The organism is Bacillus sp. FSL W7-1354, from assembly GCF_038002405.1.
GTDB lineage: Bacteria > Bacillota > Bacilli > Bacillales > Bacillaceae > Bacillus > Bacillus paralicheniformis.
Window position 1 is genome coordinate 1,655,144 of sequence record NZ_JBBOCL010000001.1, and the last position, 22,089, is coordinate 1,677,232.

Here is a 22,089-nt window from a genome sequence, read left to right on the forward strand (position 1 = left end):
AGCCTCGTTTATAAAAACGAGACCTTCAAATACTGTATGAAACCCTTCGGATCGCAATTCATCGCAATAAGGACGAAAAATTCATCGGAATTACGATAAACTATTCGTTAGAAACAGGTCGGCAATTCAACGGTAAATCTTCGTCAAAACCGCGCCATGTCAACGTTTAAGAAGCCTTATGCTCCAGTCTCAGCTTGTCTGCGACCATCGCGATGAATTCTGAATTCGTCGGCTTGGCTTTTGACATGCTGACTGTGTAGCCGAAAAGTGACGAAATCGAGTCGATATTGCCTCTGCTCCATGCGACTTCGATGGCGTGGCGAATCGCCCGTTCGACTCGGCTTGCAGTCGTGTTGAATTTTTTGGCGATATCCGGATAAAGCACTTTTGTAATGCTTCCGAGCAGTTCGATGTCGTTATACACCATGGAGATGGCTTCCCTTAAGTATAAATAGCCTTTTATATGAGCGGGCACGCCGATTTCGTGGATGATGGTCGTAATGCTTGCGTCCAGGTTTTTCTTCGGCGATTCCGGCTGCGGCCGAAGCACACTGCTTTGAGAAGACGGGGCACGGTGTGTCAATTGAGATCCGTTTCCGCTGACCTGGCGGATATGGCCGACTAAGTTCTCCATGTCAAAAGGCTTCAAAATAAAATACGACGCGCCCAAATCTACAGCTTTTTTCGTCACGTCTTCCTGACCGAACGCCGTCAGCATGATGACATTCGGCTGCTTTTTAAGCTGCGATTCCCTCAGCCTTTCAAGAACGGCCAATCCGTCGAGGTGAGGCATGATAATATCCAGCACAAGCACATCGGGCTCCTTGTCTTTAAACAACGAAAGGCATTCCTGTCCGTTGTATGCGACACCAAGTACTTCCATGTCGCTTTGTCCCTCGATATATTCGCTTAATAGGCCGACAAGCTCCCTGTTATCATCAGCAACACATACTTTAATTTTCTCCACGTTTCTTCCTCCCCAATGTGTATGTTGATAAATTTCATCATTCTTTTCTAATATGTTTAATTCGACAGCACCACTTTATTCCCTTTTTTTAAAAAGGATTTTTCCAATAATAGTGGTATCTCTCGCTTTTTCTCTGTTTTTTTCTGATTTTCTCGATTTTTCGACTCGAAATGCGACTTGACAAACCGGGGAACGTGAATTTGTCGAAAAATCTTTTCTTCTTTCATTTTAACGCACAACGCGCAAGAAAAAAAGACGAAATCAAAAACTGCCGGAGGAATCCGGCAGTCAGCTTGCTTTTTCTTTTTTATAAATATCGATTCCCGCTTCAGACAGCATCCATTCAATATGCACGCCGTATCCGCTCGTCGGATCATTGACGAAAACGTGAGTTACGGCGCCAATGATCTTTCCGTTTTGGATGATCGGGCTTCCGCTCATCCCTTGAACGATGCCTCCTGTTTTGCTCAACAGCCTCGGGTCGGTAATTTTCAGCACCATCCCTTTTGTAGCCGGAAACTTCTGAGGTGTCGTACTGACGACCTGAATATCGAATTTCTCGACTTTGTCGTTTTCGATAACCGTTAAAATTTGGGCAGGGCCTTCTTTTACTTCATCTGAAAATGCAATCGGAATGGCTTTGTCAGCGATGCGGTTTTTGATTGACTCGTGAAGCGTCCCGAAGATCCCGAATGGACTGTTTCTGTTGATATCACCGATCACTTTTCGTTCTGATGCGAAACGGGCCAGTTTCTCTCCGGGATTTCCGCCTGTTCCTTTTTCAATCGAAGTGACGGTCGATTTCACGATTTGCCCTTTTTCAACAACGATCGGTTTTTTCGTATCCATGTCTGAAATGACGTGACCAAGCGCTCCGTATTTTTTCGATTTCGGCTCGAAAAAAGTCATTGTGCCGATTCCTGCGGCAGAGTCCCTGATATATAAGCCGATTCTGTATTTATCTTCAGCCTGGTCTTTTTTCGGAATGAGCTTCGTTTTGATTTCTTGTTTATCTCTTTTAATCGACAGATGTAAGGTTTCTCCTGTTTTCCCGGCCTTTTGAATAAAAGGGGTAATGTCATTCATTTTTTCGATTTTCGTGCCGTTGATTTCGGTGATAATGTCGCCTACCGCGATTCCGGCTGCTTCACCGGGCGATTTTTTGCCTTCAGAGGTATTGATTTGATGAAAACCTACGACCAATACGCCAACGGAGTGAAGCTTTACACCAATAGACTGCCCGCCGGGGACCACTTTCAAATCAGGCAGGACATTTACTTTCGTTTTTTTAACTGGGAATCCGGCAAAATCATAGACGAGTTCTGCCTTTCCATTCTTTTCACCTTTTATTTCCACTTCGCTTTGATTTTCTTTCAGTGTGAATGCTTCCGATGATCCATCTTTCGAAGCACTGACGGATAAGCTCGTTTCAACCGCACGGGTACCCGTCTCAAAAATGTTCAAGTTTTTTGGGATTACAATGTATTCTTTCACCGGTTTGTAAAACCCTACACTTATTAAAGAAACAAGGAGAATCATACCCACAACTTTTCTGATTTTTTCAACATCCACCTTTTCACTCTCCTCGCACCTAACCCACACCATATAAAATTTCTTTCGCTACATTCATTACTTTTGCCTTTCGGACAGCGATTTATAACTGCGGACGGAAGAAAATCATTGGATAAAATGATAAGAATGAGTTTGTATAAGAAAATGCCGACAAAAAAATAAGCTGTTCAGGATGAACAGCTTATCCGGTAGTTTTAACAAGCTTAGCTTGGTTCAAAAGTTCTTTCGCATGGCGCTTCGTCAGATCCGTTACTTCGACTCCGGCGATCATCCGGCCGATTTCCGCTATTTTTTCCTGTTTTGTCAACGGTGTGACGCTTGTCGTCGTTCTCCCGTCTTTCGACTGTTTCGTAATCAAAAGATGGGTGTCAGCCATCGCGGCCACCTGCGGCAAGTGGGTAATGCATAAAACTTGAGAGCCGATCGAGACGCGGTGTATTTTTTCGGCGATCGCCTGCGCGACTCTGCCGCTTACACCCGTATCCACTTCATCGAAAATGATCGATGTAACATCCTGCTGAGCAGAGAAAATGCTTTTCATGGCCAGCATGATTCTTGACAGCTCTCCTCCAGATGCAACCTTTGACAAAGATTTGAGCGGTTCACCCGTGTTTGTTGAGATTAGGAAATGGACGGTATCAATGCCGTGCTTTGTGAGCTGAACCGGCATACCGTTGACGACGGGTGCATCATCATCCCGTTCCGCTTTTTTCACCTGGAATTCCGTATCGAATGTCGATTTTTCCATATACAGATCTTTCAGTTCCTGCTGAATCTGTTTGGCCAGTTTTTTCGCCCATTTTTTTCTGATTTCGGACACATTGGCGGCTTCAATCGCCACATCCTTGCCGATTGATTCAAGGCGGGATTTTAAAGCCTGCAAGTGGCTGTCCCGGTTTTCGATCCGGTCGATCTCTTCCTCTATCTTAGCCGAATAAGCTTGGATATCTTCGACAGTAGCGCCGTATTTGCGTTTCAGCTGTTTGATTTCGTTTAATCGCGATTCGATATAATCGAGGCGCTCGGGGTCGTATTCGAGTTCATCCAGCATATTTCTGATCTGAAAAGTTGAATCTTCGAGAATGTAGTATGCGTTGGCTACGGATTCAGATACTTTATTGAGCCCTTCATTGATGCCTGAGACGTTTTCAAGCTCGCTTGAAGCCATGCCGACCCAGTCAAGCCCGGCCTGCTCGTTGCGAAGCGCATTATAGGCATTTTGCAGAGCTTCGTATATTTTTTCGAAATTAGCGATTTGACGGCGCTCTTCCTGAAGAAGTTCGTCCTCTTTCGGCTCAAGGTTTGCAGATTCGATTTCATCAAGCTGAAACTGTATTAAATCGAGTCTGTGAGCCATTTCCTGCTCGCTTTCAGAAAGCTCTTTCACCTTTCTCATGACGTCCATGTAGCGGCTGTAAACTTCCTGATACGCTTTTAAAGCATGCTCGATTTCTTCTCCTGCAAACCTGTCCAGAAGCTGAAGATGGTGCTCATCCTCCATCAGCAGCTGATTGTCGTGCTGCCCGTGTATGTCAAGCAGCAGTCTGCCGACTTCCCGCAAAGCGGCAATGGTGACAAGTTTTCCATTGACGCGGCAGATGCTCTTGCCGTTTGCGTTAATATCTCTCCTCATGACGATCATGTCATCCGAGGCTTCAATCCCGAGTTCTGTGCACAAATCAAAAACCGGATGGCCGCTGTCAAGGAGGAAAAGCCCTTCCAATTCGGCTCTTTTTTCGCCATACCTGACATATTCGGACGAGCCGCGGCCTCCGACAAGCAAAGAGACGGCGTCGATGATGATCGATTTTCCGGCCCCCGTTTCACCGGTCAGAACCGTCAGCCCTTTTTCAAAAGAAACGGTTAATTCTTCGATAATGGCAAAGTTTTTGATCGATAATTCAGCTAACAAGCTTTCATGACACCTCTTTTCAGGCCTTCGTTTATAAAAGCTCCAATATTTTCTTCTGTACGATTTTGGTATCATCATGCGTCCGGCAGATGATCAAAATGGTATCATCTCCGCAGATCGTTCCCATGATTTCTTCCCAATCCAAATTGTCCATCAGCGCCCCGATCGCCTGCGCGTTGCCCGGCATTGTTTTTAAAACGATCAGATGGCTGGCTGAGTCGATTTTGACAAATGCGTCCATCAATGATCTTTTTAATTTGGAAAGGGGATTAAAGCGCTGATCAGCAGGCAGGCTGTATTTGTAGGAACCGTTGTTTGTCGGCACCTTGACCAAATGAAGCTCTTTAATGTCCCGCGAGACGGTGGCCTGCGTCACATTATAGCCGTCTTTCTTTAAAATATCGACAAGCTCATCCTGCGTTTCAATTTCATTAGCGGTGATAATCTCCCTGATTTTAATATGCCTTTGACCTTTGTTCATTTCACACCTCGTTTTATACACAAATTGTGTATGTTTATACATTTATGTTAAATGATTTTGTCGGAAAAGTACATGTTTGCAGTAAAAAAGGAATAATAGCCCACTATTATTCCTTTTTGCGTGCCGGCCACCCTCTCATTCGCCGTACGGCTCTCAAGGGTTTTTAATCACGCGGATCCGTTTTTTTCGCTTTTAATGTCTTGTGAGCTTCTTCGACAATTTGATTGATCGTTTCTTCTGCTATCGGCGTGCCAGGTTGCTCTTCTCCGTCCCAATGCAAATGGAGAAGGAATTCGATGTTGCCGTCGCCGCCGGTAATCGGCGAAAACGAGACGTTTCTGCAGTCATATCCTTCCCGAGCCGCAAACCGGCTGATGTCATCAAGCACAGCTTGATGGACGAGGGGATCGCGGACGATCCCTTTTTTCCCAACGGATTCCCGCCCTGCTTCAAACTGCGGTTTGACGAGAGCGATGCAGTCGCTTCCCGGAACTAAAATGCTCTTAAGCACAGGCAGGATGATTTTCAGTGAGATAAAAGAGACATCGATCGTCGCGAACTCCGGCAGTCCTTCCGTAAAATCGGCAGGTGTACAATACCGGAAATTCGTGCGTTCCATCACTACAACCCGCTCATCCTGTCTCAGCTTCCAGGCGAGCTGATTATACCCGACATCAACGGCATATGAGCGGAGAGCGCCGTTTTGCAGCGCGCAGTCAGTGAAGCCGCCAGTGGAAGAGCCGATGTCAATCATCAGCTTGCCTTGAACGGAAAGCTGAAACTCTTTTAATGCTTTTTCAAGTTTTAATCCGCCTCTTGAGACGTATTTTAACGGGTTTCCTTTAACGGTCAGCGGAATCGTGCGGTCGACCTTTTCGCCCGGCTTGTCCAGTCTGTTTTCATTCGTATAGACGATGCCGGCCATGATGGCTCTTTTCGCTTTTTCCCGCGTTTCCATTAACCCTCTTTCTACTAATAAAACGTCGAGCCGTTCTTTTTTTCCTGTCATGATCCAATTCCTTTATGAGTCTTTACGGGCGTCAATAGTCTTATTCGTCTGATGACGTCTTCTTTTGTCATTCCGATCTCTTCCAGAAGCTTGGCGACACTGCCGTGTTCAATAAATTGATCAGGTATCCCCATTCTATCAATGATCGGGCTGTAAGACTGATGTTCATGGGCATACTCAAGGATCGAGCTGCCGAATCCGCCTTGGAGCACAGCCTCTTCGATCGTTAAAATCGGAAGCCCTTCGTTCAGGATTTCCATCAGCATGTTTTCGTCAAGCGGCTTGATAAAACGGGCGTTAACCACTCTGACCGAACGTCCTTCTTTCTGCAGCTCCTCCGCGGCAGCAAGCGCCATCGGAATGGTGGTGCCGAATGTTAAAATGACCGCGTCTGTCCCGGGTCTCAGCACTTCCCACGTTCCGATCGGGATCGTTTTCAATTCTTTATCCATTTTGACGCCGAGTCCGTTTCCGCGCGGAAAGCGCATGGCAATCGGGCCGTCATCGTATTTGACAGCCGTGTTGACCATGTGCTGGCCTTCGTTTTCGTCTTTCGGCATCATGAGAACCAAATTCGGAATATGCCGTAAAAAAGCAATGTCAAACACGCCCTGGTGTGTTTCCCCATCAGCGCCGACTAGGCCCGCTCTGTCAATGCCGATAAATACATTTAGGTTTTGCCGGCAAATATCATGGACAACCTGGTCATAAGCGCGCTGAAGAAATGTCGAATAGATCGCCAGAAACGGCTTCATATTCTGAGTCGCGAGACCAGCCGCCATCGTTGCCGCATGCTGTTCCGCAATGCCGACATCAAACATGCGCTCCGGAAACTCGCTCGCAAACCCTTCAAGTTTTGAACCGACAGGCATGGCCGGAGTAATGGCTACAATCCTTTCATCCTCGCGGGCAAGCTTCCTGACCGTTTCGCTTACGAGCGCGCTCCATGATGGCGCAGCGGCTTTCGGCTTAACAAAATCACCGGTATCGATTTTATATGGGCCGGTTCCGTGCCATGTGCCGGTTTTATCGGTTTCCGCAGGCTTATAGCCTTTTCCTTTTTTCGTAATAACGTGGAGGAGTACCGGGCCTTTCGTCTTTTTCGCATACTGCATGTTTTCAAACAGTTCATCATAGGAATGACCGTCTACAGGCCCTAAATACGTAAATCCGAGCTCTTCAAAGAACATCCCGGATACCAGCAGGTATTTCAGGCTGTCTTTGATCCGCTCGGCTGTAGCGGCAAGCTTCCCGCCAACAGCAGGAATCCGCTTGAACAAATACTCAAGCTCATCTTTGACCCATTGATATTTTCCGGCTGTGCGCAGCCTTCCGAGCATGGAATGAATCGCTCCGACGTTTGGAGCGATGCTCATTTCGTTGTCATTCAAAATGACAATCATATCTTTTTGCTCATGGCCGATATGGTTAAGCGCTTCAAGAGCCATGCCGCCGGTCAGTGCACCGTCTCCGATGATCGGGATAATATATTCGTTTGTCCCTTTCAAGTCTCTCGCAACTGCCATCCCCATCGCACCGGAGAGAGAAGTCGAACTGTGGCCCGTTTCCCAGACATCATGTTCGCTTTCATTCCGCTTTGGAAAACCGCACAGTCCTTTATGCTGACGCAGGGTGGCGAAGTCCTTTCCGCGGCCGGTCAGCAGTTTATGGACATACGATTGATGCCCCACATCCCACAAAAACTTATCTTTCGGGCTGTTAAATTCTTTATGCAATGCAATGGTAAGCTCGACAACGCCGAGATTCGGACCAATGTGCCCTCCGGATTCAGAAAGCGTTTCAATTAAAAAACGGCGAATTTCAGCGCTCAAGCTTTCCAGTTCTTGATTTGAAAGGTTCTTCAAAAATGCAGGGTCCTTTATCGATAACAGATCCAATCGGATCAACTCACTTTCAGCATGATTTCTGCAAGTATGCGCCTTGCTTCATTTTAAGTTTCAGCTTGAATTATTATATGACGAATTCATCCCCATGCGCAAACTTGCATATGCGGACGCTTCGTTTGAAAAAACAGCCGCTAACACAACGTGATAACGGCGCGGCGTTTTAGAGTTCAACTCTTTATATTTTAGCATAATAAGCCTTTGATGCTCAAATGGAAGCCCTGTATCAATGATCCCTTGCGGCAATCATATCGCAAAACTCGTACATAAGCTCTTTTTCAAGCGGAAGCTCTGAAATCAGCCGTTTTGCTTTTTCAATATGTTCATCAAGCTTTTGGCTGGCGCCCTCAAGCGAAAGGAGCGACGGATAGGTCGATTTTCCGTTTGTCTCGTCAGATCCGATCCGTTTGCCGATTTTATCCTCTGATCCTTCAAGGTCGAGAATGTCATCTCTGATCTGGAAGCCGATGCCGATATGATGGCTGAATTCGCGGAGCTTTTCGATCTCTTTTTCAGATGCATCTGCTAGAATCGCCCCCGCGATGACGCTGAAGCTGAGGAGTTTAGCCGTTTTTCCTTCGTGAATCCGCTGCAGTTCATCGAGAGAGACAGACTTTGATTCCGCTTCCATATCTAAAATTTGACCGCCGACCATGCCTTCAGCCCCCGCTGCCGATATCAGCTCATTCACCAGTCTGATGCGTTTTTCAGCAGATACATCAGAAGGCATATTGGAAGTGATCATTTTGAAACTTTCGGTTAATAAGGCATCTCCGGCGAGAATGGCCGTCGCTTCCCCGTATATTTTATGGTTTGTCGGCTTTCCCCTTCTGAGGTCATCGTCATCCATACAAGGGAGATCGTCATGGATTAATGAATACGTATGGATCATTTCAACCGCGCACCCTACCGGAATTCCGGCTTCTTCGTCTTTTCCGTACGCATGAAGAAGCGCAAGTACCAAAATCGGTCTCAGCCGTTTCCCTCCGGCTTCCAATGAGTACAGCATGGATTTCTTAAGGATGGACGGCGCTCGTAGGTCTTTAATATACATCGGAAGGCGTTCTTCAATTACTGTTTTTCTCGATTTTAAAAATCCGTCAAGTTTACCGGTCACCTTTTTCCTCCTCCCGAACACTGAAAGGAGCTAATTCCCCATTTTCCCGCAAAATGTAGTCCATCTGCTTTTCGACATTTTGCAGTTTTTCGTGGCACATTTTCGAAAGAGCCATCCCTTCCTGGAAGTAGTCGATCGCCTTTTCCAAAGGCACATCCCCTTCTTCAAGCTTTGATACGATCTGTTCCAGACCTTTCATCGCCTCTTCAAATGTCAGGTCTTCCCGGTTTGTTTTGTTTTCTTCAGCCATTTGTTTCGCCTCTCTTTTGCAGTACCTCACAGGTCAGCGTCCCATCGTTTAATGTGACGCGGATCTCGTCTTTTTCATGAACCTGTTCAATACTTTTAATCAATTCGTTTTCTTTATATGTCAAACTGTACCCTCTTTCCATCACTTGGAGAGGGCTTAATGCATTCAGTTTACCAAGAACCGTTTGAAACTGCGAGTGAATCTGCTTAAGCTGCACATCCATATTCCGCTTCAGCCGGACTGTCTGCTCTTCATGCCTCTTTCTCGCTTGTTTAAGCTGCTCCTCGGGATGAAGCATCTCCAGCTTGTATGTCTGTTCGTTCAGTTTTTGTTTTTTGCGTTCAACGGTCATCGCCAGCTGTTTTTGGAAACGGTCGAATATCAGGTCGAATTCCTGTTCCTTTTGGGCATACAGCCGTTTCGGGTAGCGGAAGGCATAAGAGGACTGGAGGGTTTTCACGCGCTCCTGCCGCTTTCTTAAATCCTGCTTCATCGATTTTGCAATTCTCGCTTCGAGCGTTTTCAGACGCTCCAGCAAATCAAGCATATTAGGTACGGCCTGTTCGGCCGCTCCCGTCGGGGTCGCCGCGCGCAAATCCGCAACAAAATCGCTGATTGTAAAATCCGTTTCATGCCCGACGGCGGAAATGATCGGAATGTCGGAAGAAAAAATGGCCCTGGCGACAGCCTCTTCATTAAATGCCCACAGCTCTTCGATCGATCCCCCTCCGCGTCCGACGATTAATACATCGCATAACTCTCTGCGGTTAACCTCTTTGATGCTGCTGACGATGGACTCGCCCGCGTTTACTCCTTGAACGAGCGTTGGAAAGACGATCACTTTTACAAGGGGGTATCTTCTTTTAATGGTGGTGATCACATCGCGTACAGCCGCTCCGGTTGGAGATGTGACAACACCGACGACGGATGGGAACGCGGGGATGGGTTTCTTATGTTTTTCATCAAACAAGCCTTCTTGCGACAGCTTTTTCTTAAGTTCTTCATACGCGAGATGAAGCGCACCTATGCCGTCAGGCTGTATTTCTTTCGCATAGAGCTGATAATTGCCGCTCGGTTCATATACCGAAATGCCGCCTCTCACCAATACCTTCATCCCGTTTTCAGGGGTAAAGGCGAGATTTCTGTTTTGTCTGGCGAACATGACGGATTGAATGCGGGCGTTATCATCTTTCAGTGTAAAATAAATATGGCCTCTGCTATGTATTTTAACATTTGACAGCTCGCCCTTGATCCAAATATCTTCAAGATGGGGGTCCACGTCAAATTTGCGCTTAATATATTTTGTCAAAGCCGTGACCGTGACAAATGAAATTTCACTCATGGCACAGTCTCCTTTCTAAGAAGGCACAAGCACGTTCATCCGCCGGCGCGAGACCAGGCGGATGAACGGCTGTACATTAAAGTTAAATTGTACGCTTCGCTGATTTAACCGTGTTATGGGCCAGCATTGTAATCGTCATCGGACCGACACCGCCCGGTACGGGTGTAATATAGGAAGCCTTTTCCTTCGCTTCTTCAAAATCGACATCACCGACGAGCTTTCCGTTGTCAAGGCGGTTAACGCCGACATCAATGACAACGGCTCCCTCTTTCATTTGATCCGCTTTGATGAAATTCGCCTTTCCGACAGCGACAATCAGAATGTCGGCTTTTTTTGTGTGAGCCGTAATGTCGGCCGTTCTTGAATGGCAGTACGTAACGGTTGCGTTTTCGTTCAAGAGCAGCTGCCCTACCGGCTTTCCGACGATATTGCTTCGCCCGACGACAACAACCTCTTTTCCCGACAGATCAATCTCGGTTTTCTTTAAAAGCTCCACGATGCCCGCAGGCGTGCAAGGCAGAAATGTATCTTCGCCAAGCAGCATCTTTCCTACGTTTAATGGATGAAAACCGTCAACATCTTTGTCAGGGGATATTCTTTCAATCACCGCTTGTTCGGAAATATGATCCGGAAGAGGCAGCTGGACAAGAATTCCGTGAAAGTCGTTATTTTGGTTGTACTGGTCAATTACTTCAAGAAGTTCCTGTTCAGAGAAACTTGCATCGAAATGATCCAGCTGAAAACGAATCCCCATGGCTTCAGCTGCTTTTTTCTTTCCCCGTACATATGAAAGAGACGCCGGATCATCACCAATTAAAATAACGGCCAGTCCCGGGGTCACTCCTTGTTTTTTCAGCTCTTCAACTTCCTTGGCCAGCTGCCCGCGCTTTTCCTTTGCTGTTTCTTTCCCGTCGATGATGGTTGCTGTCATTTGCTCTCCTCCTAGATTATTCAAGATCGGATTTAATGTTAGAAAGAACACCGTTTACAAACTTCGCCGACTTGTCATCTCCAAATTGCTTGGCCAGTTCAATCGCTTCATTCATAGAGACGTTGACAGGTATGTCTTCTAAAAAAATCATTTCGTAGGCGGACAAACGCAAAATCGCGCGGTCGACATTCGCTAGCCTGTCAAGCTTCCAATTGACGAGATGCCGTTTGATCATCTCATCGATTTTCTCTTTGTTCTCTAAGACCCCGTAAACAAGCTGCTCGAAAAAAGCGTCGCTTTCCTGCCCGTCCAAGGCGTGCTGCATCGCTTCATTCGGTTCTGTATCACTGACATCAATCTGGAATAGTGACTGCAAAGCCTTTTCTCTTGCTGTTCTTCTTTTCATTCTTTCTTTTTCTCCTTTAACCCTCTTTGCCGCTTGCCGTTTAAGCCACAAAGAGATCATATCATATTTTTAGTCTTTCCGCATGCAAAAATCGCGGTTTTATCGTCAATAACCGAATAATAAGAAACAAACATTTGTTATCATTCGTTTTTCGAACTTCTTTGCAAACTTTCCGGTTCCTCTTATTTTTGGTCGATAACAGCGGAAAGATGCTTTTAAACGTCATTTTTTAAAACGGAACATGAAAAAACCAAAGGGCCGTCATTCCCCTTGGTTCTTCCACTTCACCGCACTACATCTCTTGATCGACTTCCACCTCGTGCGTTTTTGAATCGAATTGAATGCCAACGATGTGAATATTGATTTCATTAATCGAAAGAGCTGTCATATTGAGAAGCGTCTGGCGGATATTATCCTGAACGGCATTTGCAACTTTAGGAATCGAAACGCCAAACATCATCACGCAATAAACATCAATGATAATTCCGTCATCTGACAAATCAACTTTGACGCCTTTGCCGTGATTCTTTTTTCCAAACCGTTCCACGACACCTGTCGCAAAATTGCCGCGCATTTCAGCTACGCCTTCAACTTCGGAAGCTGCGATTCCGGCAATGACTTCGATGACTTCCGGAGCGATTTCCACTTTTCCTAAATGATTGTCTTCATGGCTCATTTCCAATAAGCTGTTGTCGTCTTTCAATATGTTCACCTCCGTTAAAATTACGACCCCATTACATCATATATTTCTAAAAACTTCGTATTGAATTCTCCGCTTACGAATGTTTCGTGCTCGAGCAGTTTCAGATGGAACGGTATCGTCGTATGAACGCCTTCGATGACGAATTCGCTCAACGCTCTTTTCATTCTTGATACAGCTTCTTCCCTCGTCTTCCCGTATGTGATGACTTTTGCAATCATGCTGTCGTAATAAGGAGGAATCGAGTATCCCGGATAAGCCGCAGAATCCACTCTGACGCCGAGCCCGCCCGGAGGCAGATACATCTCGATTTTTCCCGGAGAAGGCATGAAGTTTTTCTCAGGGTTTTCCGCATTAATCCGGCATTCGATGGCCCAGCCGTTAAAAGTGACTTCATCTTGGGTGAGGGCTAATTTTTCACCTGACGCCACTCTGATCTGCTCTTTAATCAAATCAACGCCCGTCACCATCTCTGTTACCGGATGCTCAACCTGAATGCGCGTGTTCATTTCCATAAAGTAGAACTTCTGCTCGCGGTAATCGTAGATAAATTCAACTGTTCCCGCGCCCGTGTACTTAACGGCTTCAGCCGCTTTGACAGCCGCCTGCCCCATTTGCTCCCTGATTCCTTCATCAAGCGCAGGTGAAGGGGTTTCTTCAAGCAGCTTTTGGAGCCTTCTTTGGATTGAACAGTCGCGTTCACCCAAGTGAATCGTATTTCCGTGTGTGTCCGCAAGCACTTGGATCTCGACGTGTCTGAAGTCTTCAATGTACTTTTCAATGTACACACCCGGGTTGCCGAAAGCGGTGGCCGCTTCCTGCTGAGTGATTTTAATGCCGTTGATCAGTTCTTCTTCCGTACGGGCGACCCTGATTCCTTTTCCGCCGCCCCCGGCAGTTGCCTTTATAATGACAGGATACCCTATATCGCGCGCTAATGAAACCGCATCTTCAATATCTTCAATAATTCCTTTGGAACCCGGTACGATCGGAACGCCAGCCTGCTGCATCGTTTCCCTGGCAACATCCTTTGTCCCCATCTTAGAGATCGCGTCTGCTGTCGGACCGACGAAGGTTACGTTTACCTCTTCGCAAAGCTCGGCAAAATCGGCGTTTTCCGCCAGGAAGCCGTAGCCCGGGTGAATCGCATCAGCGCCGGTCATTTTGGCGACGCTGACGATGTTCGTTATATTCAAGTAGCTGTCTTTTGATAGCTTAGGTCCGATGCAAAATGCTTCATCAGCCATCTGAACATGGAGCGCCTCTCTGTCGGCCTCGGAAAAGACGGCTACTGTATCGATCCCCAGTTCTTTACAAGCTCTGATAATTCTGACAGCAATTTCTCCCCTGTTCGCAATTAATAGCTTTTTGATCATCTTATTGCTCCTTACTCTGCTTTTACTAAAAATAAAGGTTGTCCGTATTCAACCAGCTGGCCGTTTTCAACCAATACTTCAACGATCTCGCCTTTCACTTCGGCTTCGATCTCATTAAAGAGCTTCATTGCTTCCACAATGCAGACGACAGAGGATTCTGTTACCTTCGAACCGACTGTTACGTAAGGGTCGGCTTCAGGCGAAGAAGACGCATAAAACGTTCCGACCATCGGAGAGGTGATTTTGTGGAGGTTTCCGCCGTCTTTTGCGGCTTCTTCTGCTGCAGGCGCATCCTGAACTTGCGCTTGCATCGCGGGAGCTTCCGGAGCCGGTGTTTGAACAGGCGCCGCAGCCACTTGCTGGATGGTTTGCACGGTTCCGCTTTGTTTTTTCAGTTCAACCTTCGATCCTTCGTTTTCGTATGTAAATTCATTTATCGAAGATTCATCAATTAATTTTATCAACTGTCTGATTTCATCAATGTTTAACATGCTATCGCACTCCTAATGAAAAAGATTTTACGCATTTATCAGTTAGTACTAAAAGTACATACTATATTCATCTTACAGGAGAGGAATGCCGAATTCAACTACAATCATGAGCGCCCTGCATCAACAGGGGCCTCAAGCATAAAAAAATCCCGCTTTTTGCAAGCGGGACATGTTTACTCTGCTGGCTCGAACGTCACAGCCACATCGTTTAAGTTTTTCACTTCTTTTGCGACGATGTCGATGATATCGGTGGCAGCGGCCTTCGAGTGCTCCTTCGCCTTCACCGTAATATTGACTTTATCGCCGTCGGCATTGACCAAGGCGTCTTTATAGCCTTTTGTTTTGATCAGCGTTTCAAGCGTCTTTTCCGTTCCTTCAGCTTCACTTAGCTCTGTCATCTTGTCGTAAGCTTCGCTTTTTTCTTTTGCCGTCGCTTTATCGCTTCTGACGATTTCGGTTAATTCCTCCCTCTCCCTGCTGCGCTGATCGTCCATTTCCATGCGGTATGTTGTGAATAAATCTTCATCACCGGATGATTCTTTTGTTACAACTTCTCCGTTCTGCTCACTCGCAGACGTTTCTTTATCTTTTGTGTCTTTCCCTTCAGTTTTGTCTTTAGCAGGCGCGGTGTCTTCTTTGCCATCTTTGGCAGGCTCTTCTTTCATCGGTTTTTCTTTTTCAGCAGCGACTTGTTCTTTGTCATCCACCGTGACGACATTTTCTCCTTCAGGCGACATAATGTAGTAGACACTCAGCACAACGACGAGACTTAACATGGTTAAAAGCCAAACCGTTTGTTTTTTCAGCATCATTTATGAATCCTCCTTCATTTTTTTAGGGGCAACAGCGACGCGGTGGCTCGGAACATCAAGAACCCTTGTCACTGCTTCAATGATGGTCTTTTTTATTTGAACGTTGTCGACTCCTTGAGCGACAACGAGAACACCCCTGATATCGGGCTTTTTCGTCTGAACGACGACAGGCGTCTCTTTATCTCCGTTTTTGATGATGACAATTTCTTCGTCAGAAGACATTTCAGACACCGTTCGCTTGCCTCCCTGTTTATCTGTCTCATTCGTTGAAGTCTCCTGGGTTTTTCTATTTTTCTCGAATATTTTCAATGAGGTTGCATCAACATTGACGACGATTGATACGTCTTCCACGCCGATAATCGTTTCCAATATGTCTTTGAGCTGATTCTCATATTCCTGTTCGTAATCTTGGATCGAGTCCTTCGGTTTGTCATCTGAGGCGGGTTTGAACACTTCTTTTTCACCTTCACCGCTCTGTCCGGCGCTTTCAGACGAAGCTTTTTGTGAAGCCGACGGCTGATCTGCCGCTCGATCTTGAGAAGGTTCGGAAGAGAAGATTTGACTGATGAGCATGAAGGAAACGCCGAGAACAAAAAGCAGCAGAAAATAGTGATATTTCGTCAGCTTTTTTCCGTTTTTCTCGTCTTTGGGCAGCAGGTGGCCGATCAGCTTTTCGATCCAGGTTCTTTTATTCATTGCCGCTTCGTTCTCCCCCTTCAATATGAACTGTAATCTTGTCGGGGCTTATTTCCCATATGCCTGCAAGCTGTTCTCTGACTTCCCCCGTCTCTTTCTTTTCTCTTTCTCGCATTGGCTGGTAGCCTCGATCCGTATTGATTTCGACAGGAGCGACGGCTTGGACCGTTTTTTCGGATGCCGGTTCTATGAATACCGAGACTTCCGCATGCTTACTGAGATCTTTCTCTGTTTTCAGCTGGCCGTCAGAAGAGACCGCGACTCGGTCAATCTTGTATTTGTCGCTGGTAAACCTTCCCTCTGCGCTCTTTTTCAATTGAACAGCCATCTGTTCTAAGATATATGCTTGTTGTGAGGCTTGTATTTCTTTTTTTTCTGAATTCAACTGATTTTTTATTTCGTTTGACTGAACTTGTCCGTTTTTTGTAAGCCTCTCAAAGATTACATCCGGATCGGTCCTGAATAAAGAGAAGATCGGATTCAGTATCACAACGATCAAGAGCAGGCTGATCACCATTTTCGCGTATTTTTGCATGCTCGAATTCGGCAGAAGCATATCGATGACGATCGCCATCAGAATAAATAGAATAATGTTCGTGAGCCACTCTGTCAGAAATTCCATCTCATCCCTCCCTACTTCATCATCATCGTCAAATTCCCCGCTGTAATGATCACGGTTAAGCTTAAAAAAAACATCAGCGAAACGATGGCCATGGCCGCGAAAATGTAGATGACGCTTTTGCTGATGACATCCAGGCAGCTGATCACCGGACCGCCTCCGAGAGGCTGGAGAACGGCTGCGGCAATTTTGTATATGAGCGCGAGGGAGAGGATTTTGATTGCGGGAAAGGCTGCGATGCAAATCAAGATCGCCACCCCGAGTATCCCGACGGTGTTTTTCAACAGGAGAGACGCGCTGATCACCGTGTCCGTCGCTTCGGTAAACATGCGGCCCAATACGGGGATGAAGTTTCCGGTGATGAATTTGGCCGTCCGCAAAGTAATGCCGTCCGTCACTGCGGCTGAGGCGCCCTGAACCGAGATGACACCGAGGAACACGGTTAAAAATGCAGCCAGCGTGCCGATCGCCGCGTTTCTGAGGAGCTGAGCCAGCTGTGTGACTTTATACTGGTCCGTCATCGTGCTGACAATGCTTAAAATCGCTGATAAAAACAAAAGCGGCAGCACGATATATTGGATAAACAAGCCGCTCGTGTTCATGAGAAAGAGAATGACCGGATGAAAAAATGCGGCTGAGGCGGCTCCTCCCGAAGTCGCCATCAGCGCTAGAAGCAAAGGTACGAGCGACAGAATAAAGCTTGTCATCGTCTGGATCGCTTCATTCGCATATGTGACGGCAACCCGAAAGCTGTTGAGCGCAAGAATGATCAGCACCATGTAGACAATTGCATACGCCACTTTGCTGACGGTGCTTTGCTGAAACGCGTTTTGCAAAAGCTGAAGCAGCACGCAGAAGATGGTCAACAGGATCAGCGTCCCGAGCAGTTTCCCGTTAGCCAGCACTTCATGAAACAAGTAAGAAAACAGCGCTTTGCTCCATTCCTCAGGCGAAAAGTGCTTTTCACCTTTGACAAATTCAAGCAGGCTTCCTTTTTGACTTTCGGGAAGGTGTCCTCCATACTCAGTCAAAATGTTGTTCCAGAACTCCCCGACCCGGTCAAGCTCCAAACCTTCAGCCTGCTCTCTGGCCATCGCTTCAGCCGATTCTTCCGCGGCGGGTTCCCCAGCCGGCTCCGCTTCTTTTGGCGAAGCTTGTACATCATGCGCTCCAAAGCATACGATTCCTATGACCAAGAGCCAGAACAGAAAACGCTTCACTCAGGAAATCCTCCTTTCTGACTAAGACATGGAAGGGATGAGTCCGATGATCGTTTCGATAATGACGGTTAAAATAGGCACGGCCATGACTAAGATGAGGATTTTGCCTGCCAATTCGATTTTTGAAGCAATCGCACCCTGTCCGGCATCTTTCGTCAGCTGGGCGCCAAACTCCGCTATATAAGCAATCCCGATAATTTTCAAAATCGTTTCGACATACATCATGTTGATGTTGGCATTGGCAGCTATTTTTTCAATCATCCGAATGATTTCGTAGACTTGATCGACTAAGAATAAAAAAATCGTGCATCCGGCAAAAACGACAATCATAAAAGCAAACGTCGGTTTTTGCTCTTTCACAATCAAGCTGAGGAAGGTGGCGATCATTCCCAATCCTACGATTTGTACGATTTCAATGAGTGAGCCCCCCTATCCTTGAAATAGAAAGACAGCTTTTATCTTTTGGAATAGATCATCGACAACAGTAGCCACCATGAACAATATATAAATGAATCCTAAAAGCGTGACCCATTGGGCATATTCCTTCTTCCCCATTTGATCCAGTATGGTGTGAAGAAAAGCGACGACGATCCCGACGCCGGCAATTTGAAAAATAATATTTACGTCTACTCCCATTTCGTGTATGCTCCCCTCTTCATTACATCAATAGAAGAATCAGCAGCAGTCCCGACAAGAACCCAAGGCTCTTCACCATTTTTTCATTTTTCGCCTGGGCGAGATTTGCTTCAGCTTCCTCTGTCTCTAAATGGGTTAACGCCAGTTTGATATGTTTTTGCTGAGAAATCAGATCATGACGGCCAAGCGTTTCGCCGAATTGCCGTAAAATCTCGTATTCTTTCTTTTTGAGAGCCGTTTCGGGCCATACTTTCTCCAAGCTGTCTTCCCATGCCGTTCCCGCTGAAGCGCTGCCTTTTTCCAGCTGTTCTGCAAATGTCTGAAACAAAGAAGCTATCGGCCCGGAAAGCTGGTGTGCGATCTGCTTTGACGCCTGAAGGAGCGGTGTGTGCCCGTACATGATTTCAGCCTCTAAAGACTGCAAAGCGGCCAACAGCTGGCGGATTTGCTTCGGTCTATCCCTGAAAGGCTTCGCCATTTCAAATCCTGTCCATGTGGCTGCTGCCAAAATAAGCACGGCACCTAAAAGCTTCAGCATGATAACATCCTCTTCGCCGCACCGAGCGGCTCTCCATTCCCGTTCAAGATGCGGCTCAGGCTGCCGGGACCGTTCTTTCTGGATAGTTCCACGATTCTCTCAAAAACCCGGTGCTCCTGAAGCATTTTCAATGATGGACGCCTGGCGATATCGGCATATGAGGAGCCGTGAGCCGAAACGATGACAGACACCCCCGCATGGACCGCTTCCAAGAGCGCTTCTGCGTCTTCCATTCTTCCGATCTCATCGGCGATCATAACCTCCGGACTCATCGATCTGATCATCATCATCAGGCCTTCCGCTTTTGGACAGGCGTCAAGGATGTCTGCCCGGTCGCCGAGCCGATATTGCGGGATGCCGTTTACACAACCTGCGATTTCAGACCTTTCGTCGACGATTCCCACCTTTTTGGCAGACACGTTGCCGCTCCCTGAGCTGATCAGCCTGGCGAGATCTCTGAGCAGTGTTGTTTTTCCGGTTTGCGGCGGACCGATGATCAGCGTGTTCAGCCACGAGTTTTGAAATAAATGAGGGACATACGGTTCGGAAATGCCGATTTTTTCTTTGGCAATGCGGATATTAAATGATGATATTTCTCTGATTCCTTTGACTGCTCCGTTTTCGACGACAACCCGGCCGGCAAGCCCCACGCGGTGTCCGCCTCTGATCGTGACATATCCTTTTTTCAATTCCTCTTCCAGTGTATACATGCTGTAATTTCCCAGCCTGTTTAAAAGAAGCGCCGAGTCTTCAGGCGTCGCCGCATAAGGGAGAAAGCGTGGCTTTCCTTTGTTCACCAGTTCGAGCGGACGACTTGTCCGAATCCGAATTTCTTCTATCTGATTGATTTCATGGTCGCCAAGACCGTTGAGCGCGCGTTTGATCGTATCGGGGAGAATCTCTGTGATGTGATGCAAAAACACTCCCTCCTCTTTTTGCTTGTCTTCTATAAAAATGTATGATCAACGGAAGACATTATGACAAGTCGGTCTCTCTTATCATGTGTCACTATTTATAGATCCCCGCGATGATCAACACCACTCCCATAAAGATCAAAATCAGCTTTGCGTAAGAAAGCTGCCCTGCAATCTGATAGATGCCGATTGTCATTGTAATAATAAAGATGAGCGGTCCGACCATCGCAAGCACACTGTTGACCGCCACGGCTTTTCTGACGTCGTTTGTCAAAAGCATTACGACAGCCGCCGTCAGTTCGATCAAAGATGACACCACTCTTAACGCAGCCATTGTCAAAACCGTCGGATTGACTTGTCCAAAGAAAAGCTTCATGATCTTAAACCTCCAGTAACACATCCTCTTTTTTTACAATCTATGCTCCTCATTGAAAAAGTAGTCTTCCGATTTTTCTATTTGGCCTGTGAGAGGTAAAAGATTTCAGACAGCAAAAAAAGAGCCGGCTTCAATGAAGCCGACTCTTTCCCGCTGTTACTCTTATGCTCTTGATACGTAAGATCCGTCAGAAGTATTGACAACAAGCGTATCTCCTTCGTTTACGAAGAACGGCACGTTGACAACAAGGCCTGTTTCTGTTTTTGCCGGTTTTGTTCCGCCTGAGGCTGTGTCGCCTTTAATGCCCGGTTCTGTTTCCACAACTTTCAGTTCAACTGTATTCGGAAGTTCGATTCCGATCGTCTCTGTCTGATACATCATGATGTGGACAGACATATTTTCAAGCAGGAATTTGAGCTCGTGTTCGATTTGCTTCTCGTTCAGCTCAAGCTGCTCGTAAGATGTCGTATCCATAAAAACGTGCTGGTCGCCGTTGGCATACAAGTACTGCATCGTTTTTGTTTCAATTTGGGCGCGTGCCACTTTTTCACCTGCGCGGAATGTTTTTTCCTGAATCGCGCCTGTGCGAAGATTTCTCAGTTTGGAGCGGACAAATGCCGCACCTTTTCCCGGCTTAACGTGCTGGAAGTCAACAACGCGCCAGATGCCTCCATCTACTTCAATCGTTAATCCTGTACGAAAATCGTTTACTGAAATCATGATTATCCTCCTATTGCTCCAATCAAACGGATTATAAAATAATTAATTCTTTCGCGGAATGGGTAAGGGATTCGTTTCCTTCCTCTGTCAGGACAATATCATCTTCTATCCTGACCCCGCCTTTTCCCGGTATGTAAATTCCCGGTTCAACCGTTACAACCATGCCTTTTTCAAGCATCTGGTCCGAACGTGCTGAAAGCGCCGGACTTTCATGAACTTCCATGCCGAGGCCGTGGCCTGTTGAATGGCCGAAATACCCGCCGTAGCCTTGTGAAGATATGTAGTCCCTTGTATAAGCGTCAGCCTGTTTCCCGGTGATTCCCGGCTTGATGCTCCGCATGCCGATAGCCTGCGCCTCAAACACGGTTTGATAAATGCGTTTCAGCTCATCATCCGGCTCTCCTACCGCGACCGTACGCGTTATGTCCGAGCAGTAACCTTTATAGTAAGCCCCGAAGTCCAGTGTCACAAGGTCGCCTTTCTCAATCGCTTTGCCGCTTGCCACTCCGTGCGGCAGACTTGAGCGTACGCCTGATGCCACGATCATATCGAAGGACGAATGATCCGCTCCCTGGCTCCGCATGTAAAACTCGAGCTCATTGGCGACTTCAATTTCGGTGATGCCGGGCTTTATGACCGTCAGAATATGGCTGAATGCATCATCTGCAATCTTTGCAGCTTCCTTTAATATCTTAATCTCTTCACTAGACTTAATCAAGCGCAACTTTTCCACAGATTGAGAAACAGGAACGAGTTCAGCTGCGCCAAGCTGCTCTTTGTAGGCGGCATACGTTCCGTATGTCATTTTATCCTGTTCAAAACCGATTTTGTTTATCCCCATCTCTTTGATCACTTCGGCGGCCTTTTGAACGATTCCGCCGGCATGCTGAACAATGTCAAAGCCTTTGACTTGATCTTTCGCCTGTTCTGTATAGCGGAAATCTGTAATAAAGACCGCTTGGTCGCCGGAGATGACCGCCAGTCCTGAAGATCCGGTAAATCCGGTGATGTACCGCAGATTAACGCTGCTCGTCACCAAAATCCCGTCAATACCCAAACCGCCGAAAAGCTCTCTCAATTTGTTTAGTTTCATTGTCCAC

25 protein-coding genes are annotated in these 22,089 nt (G+C 46.7%); all 25 read right to left on the reverse strand.

The features are described from left to right. Positions 1 to 166 precede the first annotated feature (166 nt). The 25 genes from spo0A to MKZ04_RS08430 all read right to left on the reverse strand — a co-directional run bounded on the left by spo0A (position 167) and on the right by MKZ04_RS08430 (position 22,082). Positions 167 to 967 (reverse strand): sporulation transcription factor Spo0A, encoded by an 801-nt coding sequence (gene spo0A / locus MKZ04_RS08310; protein ID WP_003183361.1) that lies wholly within the window; start codon positions 965 to 967, stop codon positions 167 to 169. A gap of 288 nt (positions 968 to 1,255) precedes the next feature. Further along, the gene (gene spoIVB, locus MKZ04_RS08315; protein WP_031304732.1) at positions 1,256 to 2,506 is read right to left on the reverse strand and encodes a SpoIVB peptidase; all 1,251 of its coding nucleotides are present in this window, start codon (positions 2,504 to 2,506) and stop codon (positions 1,256 to 1,258) included. 214 nt (positions 2,507 to 2,720) lie between these two features. After that, the gene (gene recN, locus MKZ04_RS08320; RefSeq protein ID WP_020452128.1) at positions 2,721 to 4,451 is read right to left on the reverse strand and encodes a DNA repair protein RecN; all 1,731 of its coding nucleotides are present in this window, start codon (positions 4,449 to 4,451) and stop codon (positions 2,721 to 2,723) included. Positions 4,452 to 4,482: 31 nt separating this feature from the next. Next, positions 4,483 to 4,932, reverse strand: coding sequence for a transcriptional regulator AhrC/ArgR (ahrC, locus tag MKZ04_RS08325; protein ID WP_020452129.1), 450 nt, complete (start codon positions 4,930 to 4,932; stop codon positions 4,483 to 4,485). A 163-nt stretch (positions 4,933 to 5,095) separates the two neighbouring features. Further along, on the reverse strand, positions 5,096 to 5,941 hold the full coding sequence (locus MKZ04_RS08330) for a TlyA family RNA methyltransferase (protein WP_020452130.1): 846 nt from the start codon (positions 5,939 to 5,941) through the stop codon (positions 5,096 to 5,098). Next, positions 5,938 to 7,839, reverse strand: coding sequence for a 1-deoxy-D-xylulose-5-phosphate synthase (gene dxs / locus MKZ04_RS08335; protein WP_341045687.1), 1,902 nt, complete (start codon positions 7,837 to 7,839; stop codon positions 5,938 to 5,940). The genes MKZ04_RS08330 and dxs overlap by 4 nt, the downstream gene beginning before the upstream one ends. 232 nt (positions 7,840 to 8,071) lie before the next feature. Next, a complete protein-coding gene (locus MKZ04_RS08340; RefSeq protein ID WP_048349985.1) occupies positions 8,072 to 8,962 on the reverse strand; it encodes a polyprenyl synthetase family protein in 891 nt (296 codons plus the stop codon). Then, positions 8,952 to 9,212, reverse strand: a complete 261-nt coding sequence (locus MKZ04_RS08345) for an exodeoxyribonuclease VII small subunit (RefSeq protein ID WP_020452133.1) — start codon at positions 9,210 to 9,212, stop codon at positions 8,952 to 8,954. The genes MKZ04_RS08340 and MKZ04_RS08345 overlap by 11 nt, the downstream gene beginning before the upstream one ends. Then, positions 9,205 to 10,554: an exodeoxyribonuclease VII large subunit gene (gene xseA / locus MKZ04_RS08350; RefSeq protein WP_341045688.1), complete on the reverse strand. Its 1,350-nt coding sequence runs from the start codon at positions 10,552 to 10,554 to the stop codon at positions 9,205 to 9,207. The genes MKZ04_RS08345 and xseA overlap by 8 nt, the downstream gene beginning before the upstream one ends. An 82-nt stretch (positions 10,555 to 10,636) precedes the next feature. Further along, positions 10,637 to 11,485 (reverse strand): bifunctional methylenetetrahydrofolate dehydrogenase/methenyltetrahydrofolate cyclohydrolase FolD, encoded by an 849-nt coding sequence (gene folD, locus MKZ04_RS08355; protein ID WP_020452135.1) that lies wholly within the window; start codon positions 11,483 to 11,485, stop codon positions 10,637 to 10,639. Between the two features lie 16 nt (positions 11,486 to 11,501). Next, positions 11,502 to 11,891 carry a transcription antitermination factor NusB gene (nusB, locus tag MKZ04_RS08360; protein WP_020452136.1) on the reverse strand — a complete coding sequence of 130 codons (390 nt, stop codon included), beginning with the start codon at positions 11,889 to 11,891 and terminating at the stop codon, positions 11,502 to 11,504. Between the two features lie 292 nt (positions 11,892 to 12,183). Beyond that, the gene (locus MKZ04_RS08365; protein WP_031304734.1) at positions 12,184 to 12,567 is read right to left on the reverse strand and encodes an Asp23/Gls24 family envelope stress response protein; all 384 of its coding nucleotides are present in this window, start codon (positions 12,565 to 12,567) and stop codon (positions 12,184 to 12,186) included. Between the two features lie 47 nt (positions 12,568 to 12,614). Then, positions 12,615 to 13,967, reverse strand: a complete 1,353-nt coding sequence (accC, locus tag MKZ04_RS08370) for an acetyl-CoA carboxylase biotin carboxylase subunit (RefSeq protein WP_020452138.1) — start codon at positions 13,965 to 13,967, stop codon at positions 12,615 to 12,617. A gap of 11 nt (positions 13,968 to 13,978) precedes the next feature. Beyond that, positions 13,979 to 14,458, reverse strand: coding sequence for an acetyl-CoA carboxylase biotin carboxyl carrier protein (accB, locus tag MKZ04_RS08375; RefSeq protein ID WP_035338362.1), 480 nt, complete (start codon positions 14,456 to 14,458; stop codon positions 13,979 to 13,981). A 173-nt stretch (positions 14,459 to 14,631) separates the two neighbouring features. Beyond that, entirely contained in the window at positions 14,632 to 15,270 is a 639-nt protein-coding gene (locus MKZ04_RS08380; protein WP_035338363.1) for a SpoIIIAH-like family protein, read from the reverse strand. Next, the gene (spoIIIAG, locus tag MKZ04_RS08385; protein ID WP_079289193.1) at positions 15,271 to 15,966 is read right to left on the reverse strand and encodes a stage III sporulation protein AG; all 696 of its coding nucleotides are present in this window, start codon (positions 15,964 to 15,966) and stop codon (positions 15,271 to 15,273) included. Further along, complete coding sequence (gene spoIIIAF / locus MKZ04_RS08390; RefSeq protein ID WP_020452142.1) at positions 15,959 to 16,588, reverse strand: stage III sporulation protein AF; 630 nt, start codon at positions 16,586 to 16,588, stop codon at positions 15,959 to 15,961. Before spoIIIAF ends, spoIIIAG begins: the two co-directional genes overlap by 8 nt. A gap of 11 nt (positions 16,589 to 16,599) precedes the next feature. Continuing rightward, on the reverse strand, positions 16,600 to 17,805 hold the full coding sequence (gene spoIIIAE / locus MKZ04_RS08395; protein WP_026579320.1) for a stage III sporulation protein AE: 1,206 nt from the start codon (positions 17,803 to 17,805) through the stop codon (positions 16,600 to 16,602). Positions 17,806 to 17,826: 21 nt separating this feature from the next. Further along, positions 17,827 to 18,222, reverse strand: coding sequence for a stage III sporulation protein AD (gene spoIIIAD / locus MKZ04_RS08400; RefSeq protein ID WP_256164082.1), 396 nt, complete (start codon positions 18,220 to 18,222; stop codon positions 17,827 to 17,829). A 12-nt stretch (positions 18,223 to 18,234) separates the two neighbouring features. Further along, positions 18,235 to 18,441, reverse strand: a complete 207-nt coding sequence (gene spoIIIAC, locus MKZ04_RS08405) for a stage III sporulation protein AC (protein WP_003183409.1) — start codon at positions 18,439 to 18,441, stop codon at positions 18,235 to 18,237. Positions 18,442 to 18,463: 22 nt separating this feature from the next. After that, on the reverse strand, positions 18,464 to 18,979 hold the full coding sequence (spoIIIAB, locus tag MKZ04_RS08410) for a stage III sporulation protein SpoIIIAB (RefSeq protein WP_020452145.1): 516 nt from the start codon (positions 18,977 to 18,979) through the stop codon (positions 18,464 to 18,466). After that, positions 18,973 to 19,896, reverse strand: coding sequence for a stage III sporulation protein AA (gene spoIIIAA / locus MKZ04_RS08415; protein WP_020452146.1), 924 nt, complete (start codon positions 19,894 to 19,896; stop codon positions 18,973 to 18,975). The genes spoIIIAB and spoIIIAA overlap by 7 nt, the downstream gene beginning before the upstream one ends. A gap of 91 nt (positions 19,897 to 19,987) precedes the next feature. Continuing rightward, positions 19,988 to 20,269, reverse strand: coding sequence for a YqhV family protein (locus MKZ04_RS08420; protein WP_003183412.1), 282 nt, complete (start codon positions 20,267 to 20,269; stop codon positions 19,988 to 19,990). Between the two features lie 162 nt (positions 20,270 to 20,431). Further along, positions 20,432 to 20,989, reverse strand: a complete 558-nt coding sequence (gene efp / locus MKZ04_RS08425) for an elongation factor P (protein WP_020452147.1) — start codon at positions 20,987 to 20,989, stop codon at positions 20,432 to 20,434. A gap of 31 nt (positions 20,990 to 21,020) precedes the next feature. Continuing rightward, a complete protein-coding gene (locus tag MKZ04_RS08430; RefSeq protein ID WP_026579316.1) occupies positions 21,021 to 22,082 on the reverse strand; it encodes a M24 family metallopeptidase in 1,062 nt (353 codons plus the stop codon). Positions 22,083 to 22,089: the final 7 nt, after the last annotated feature.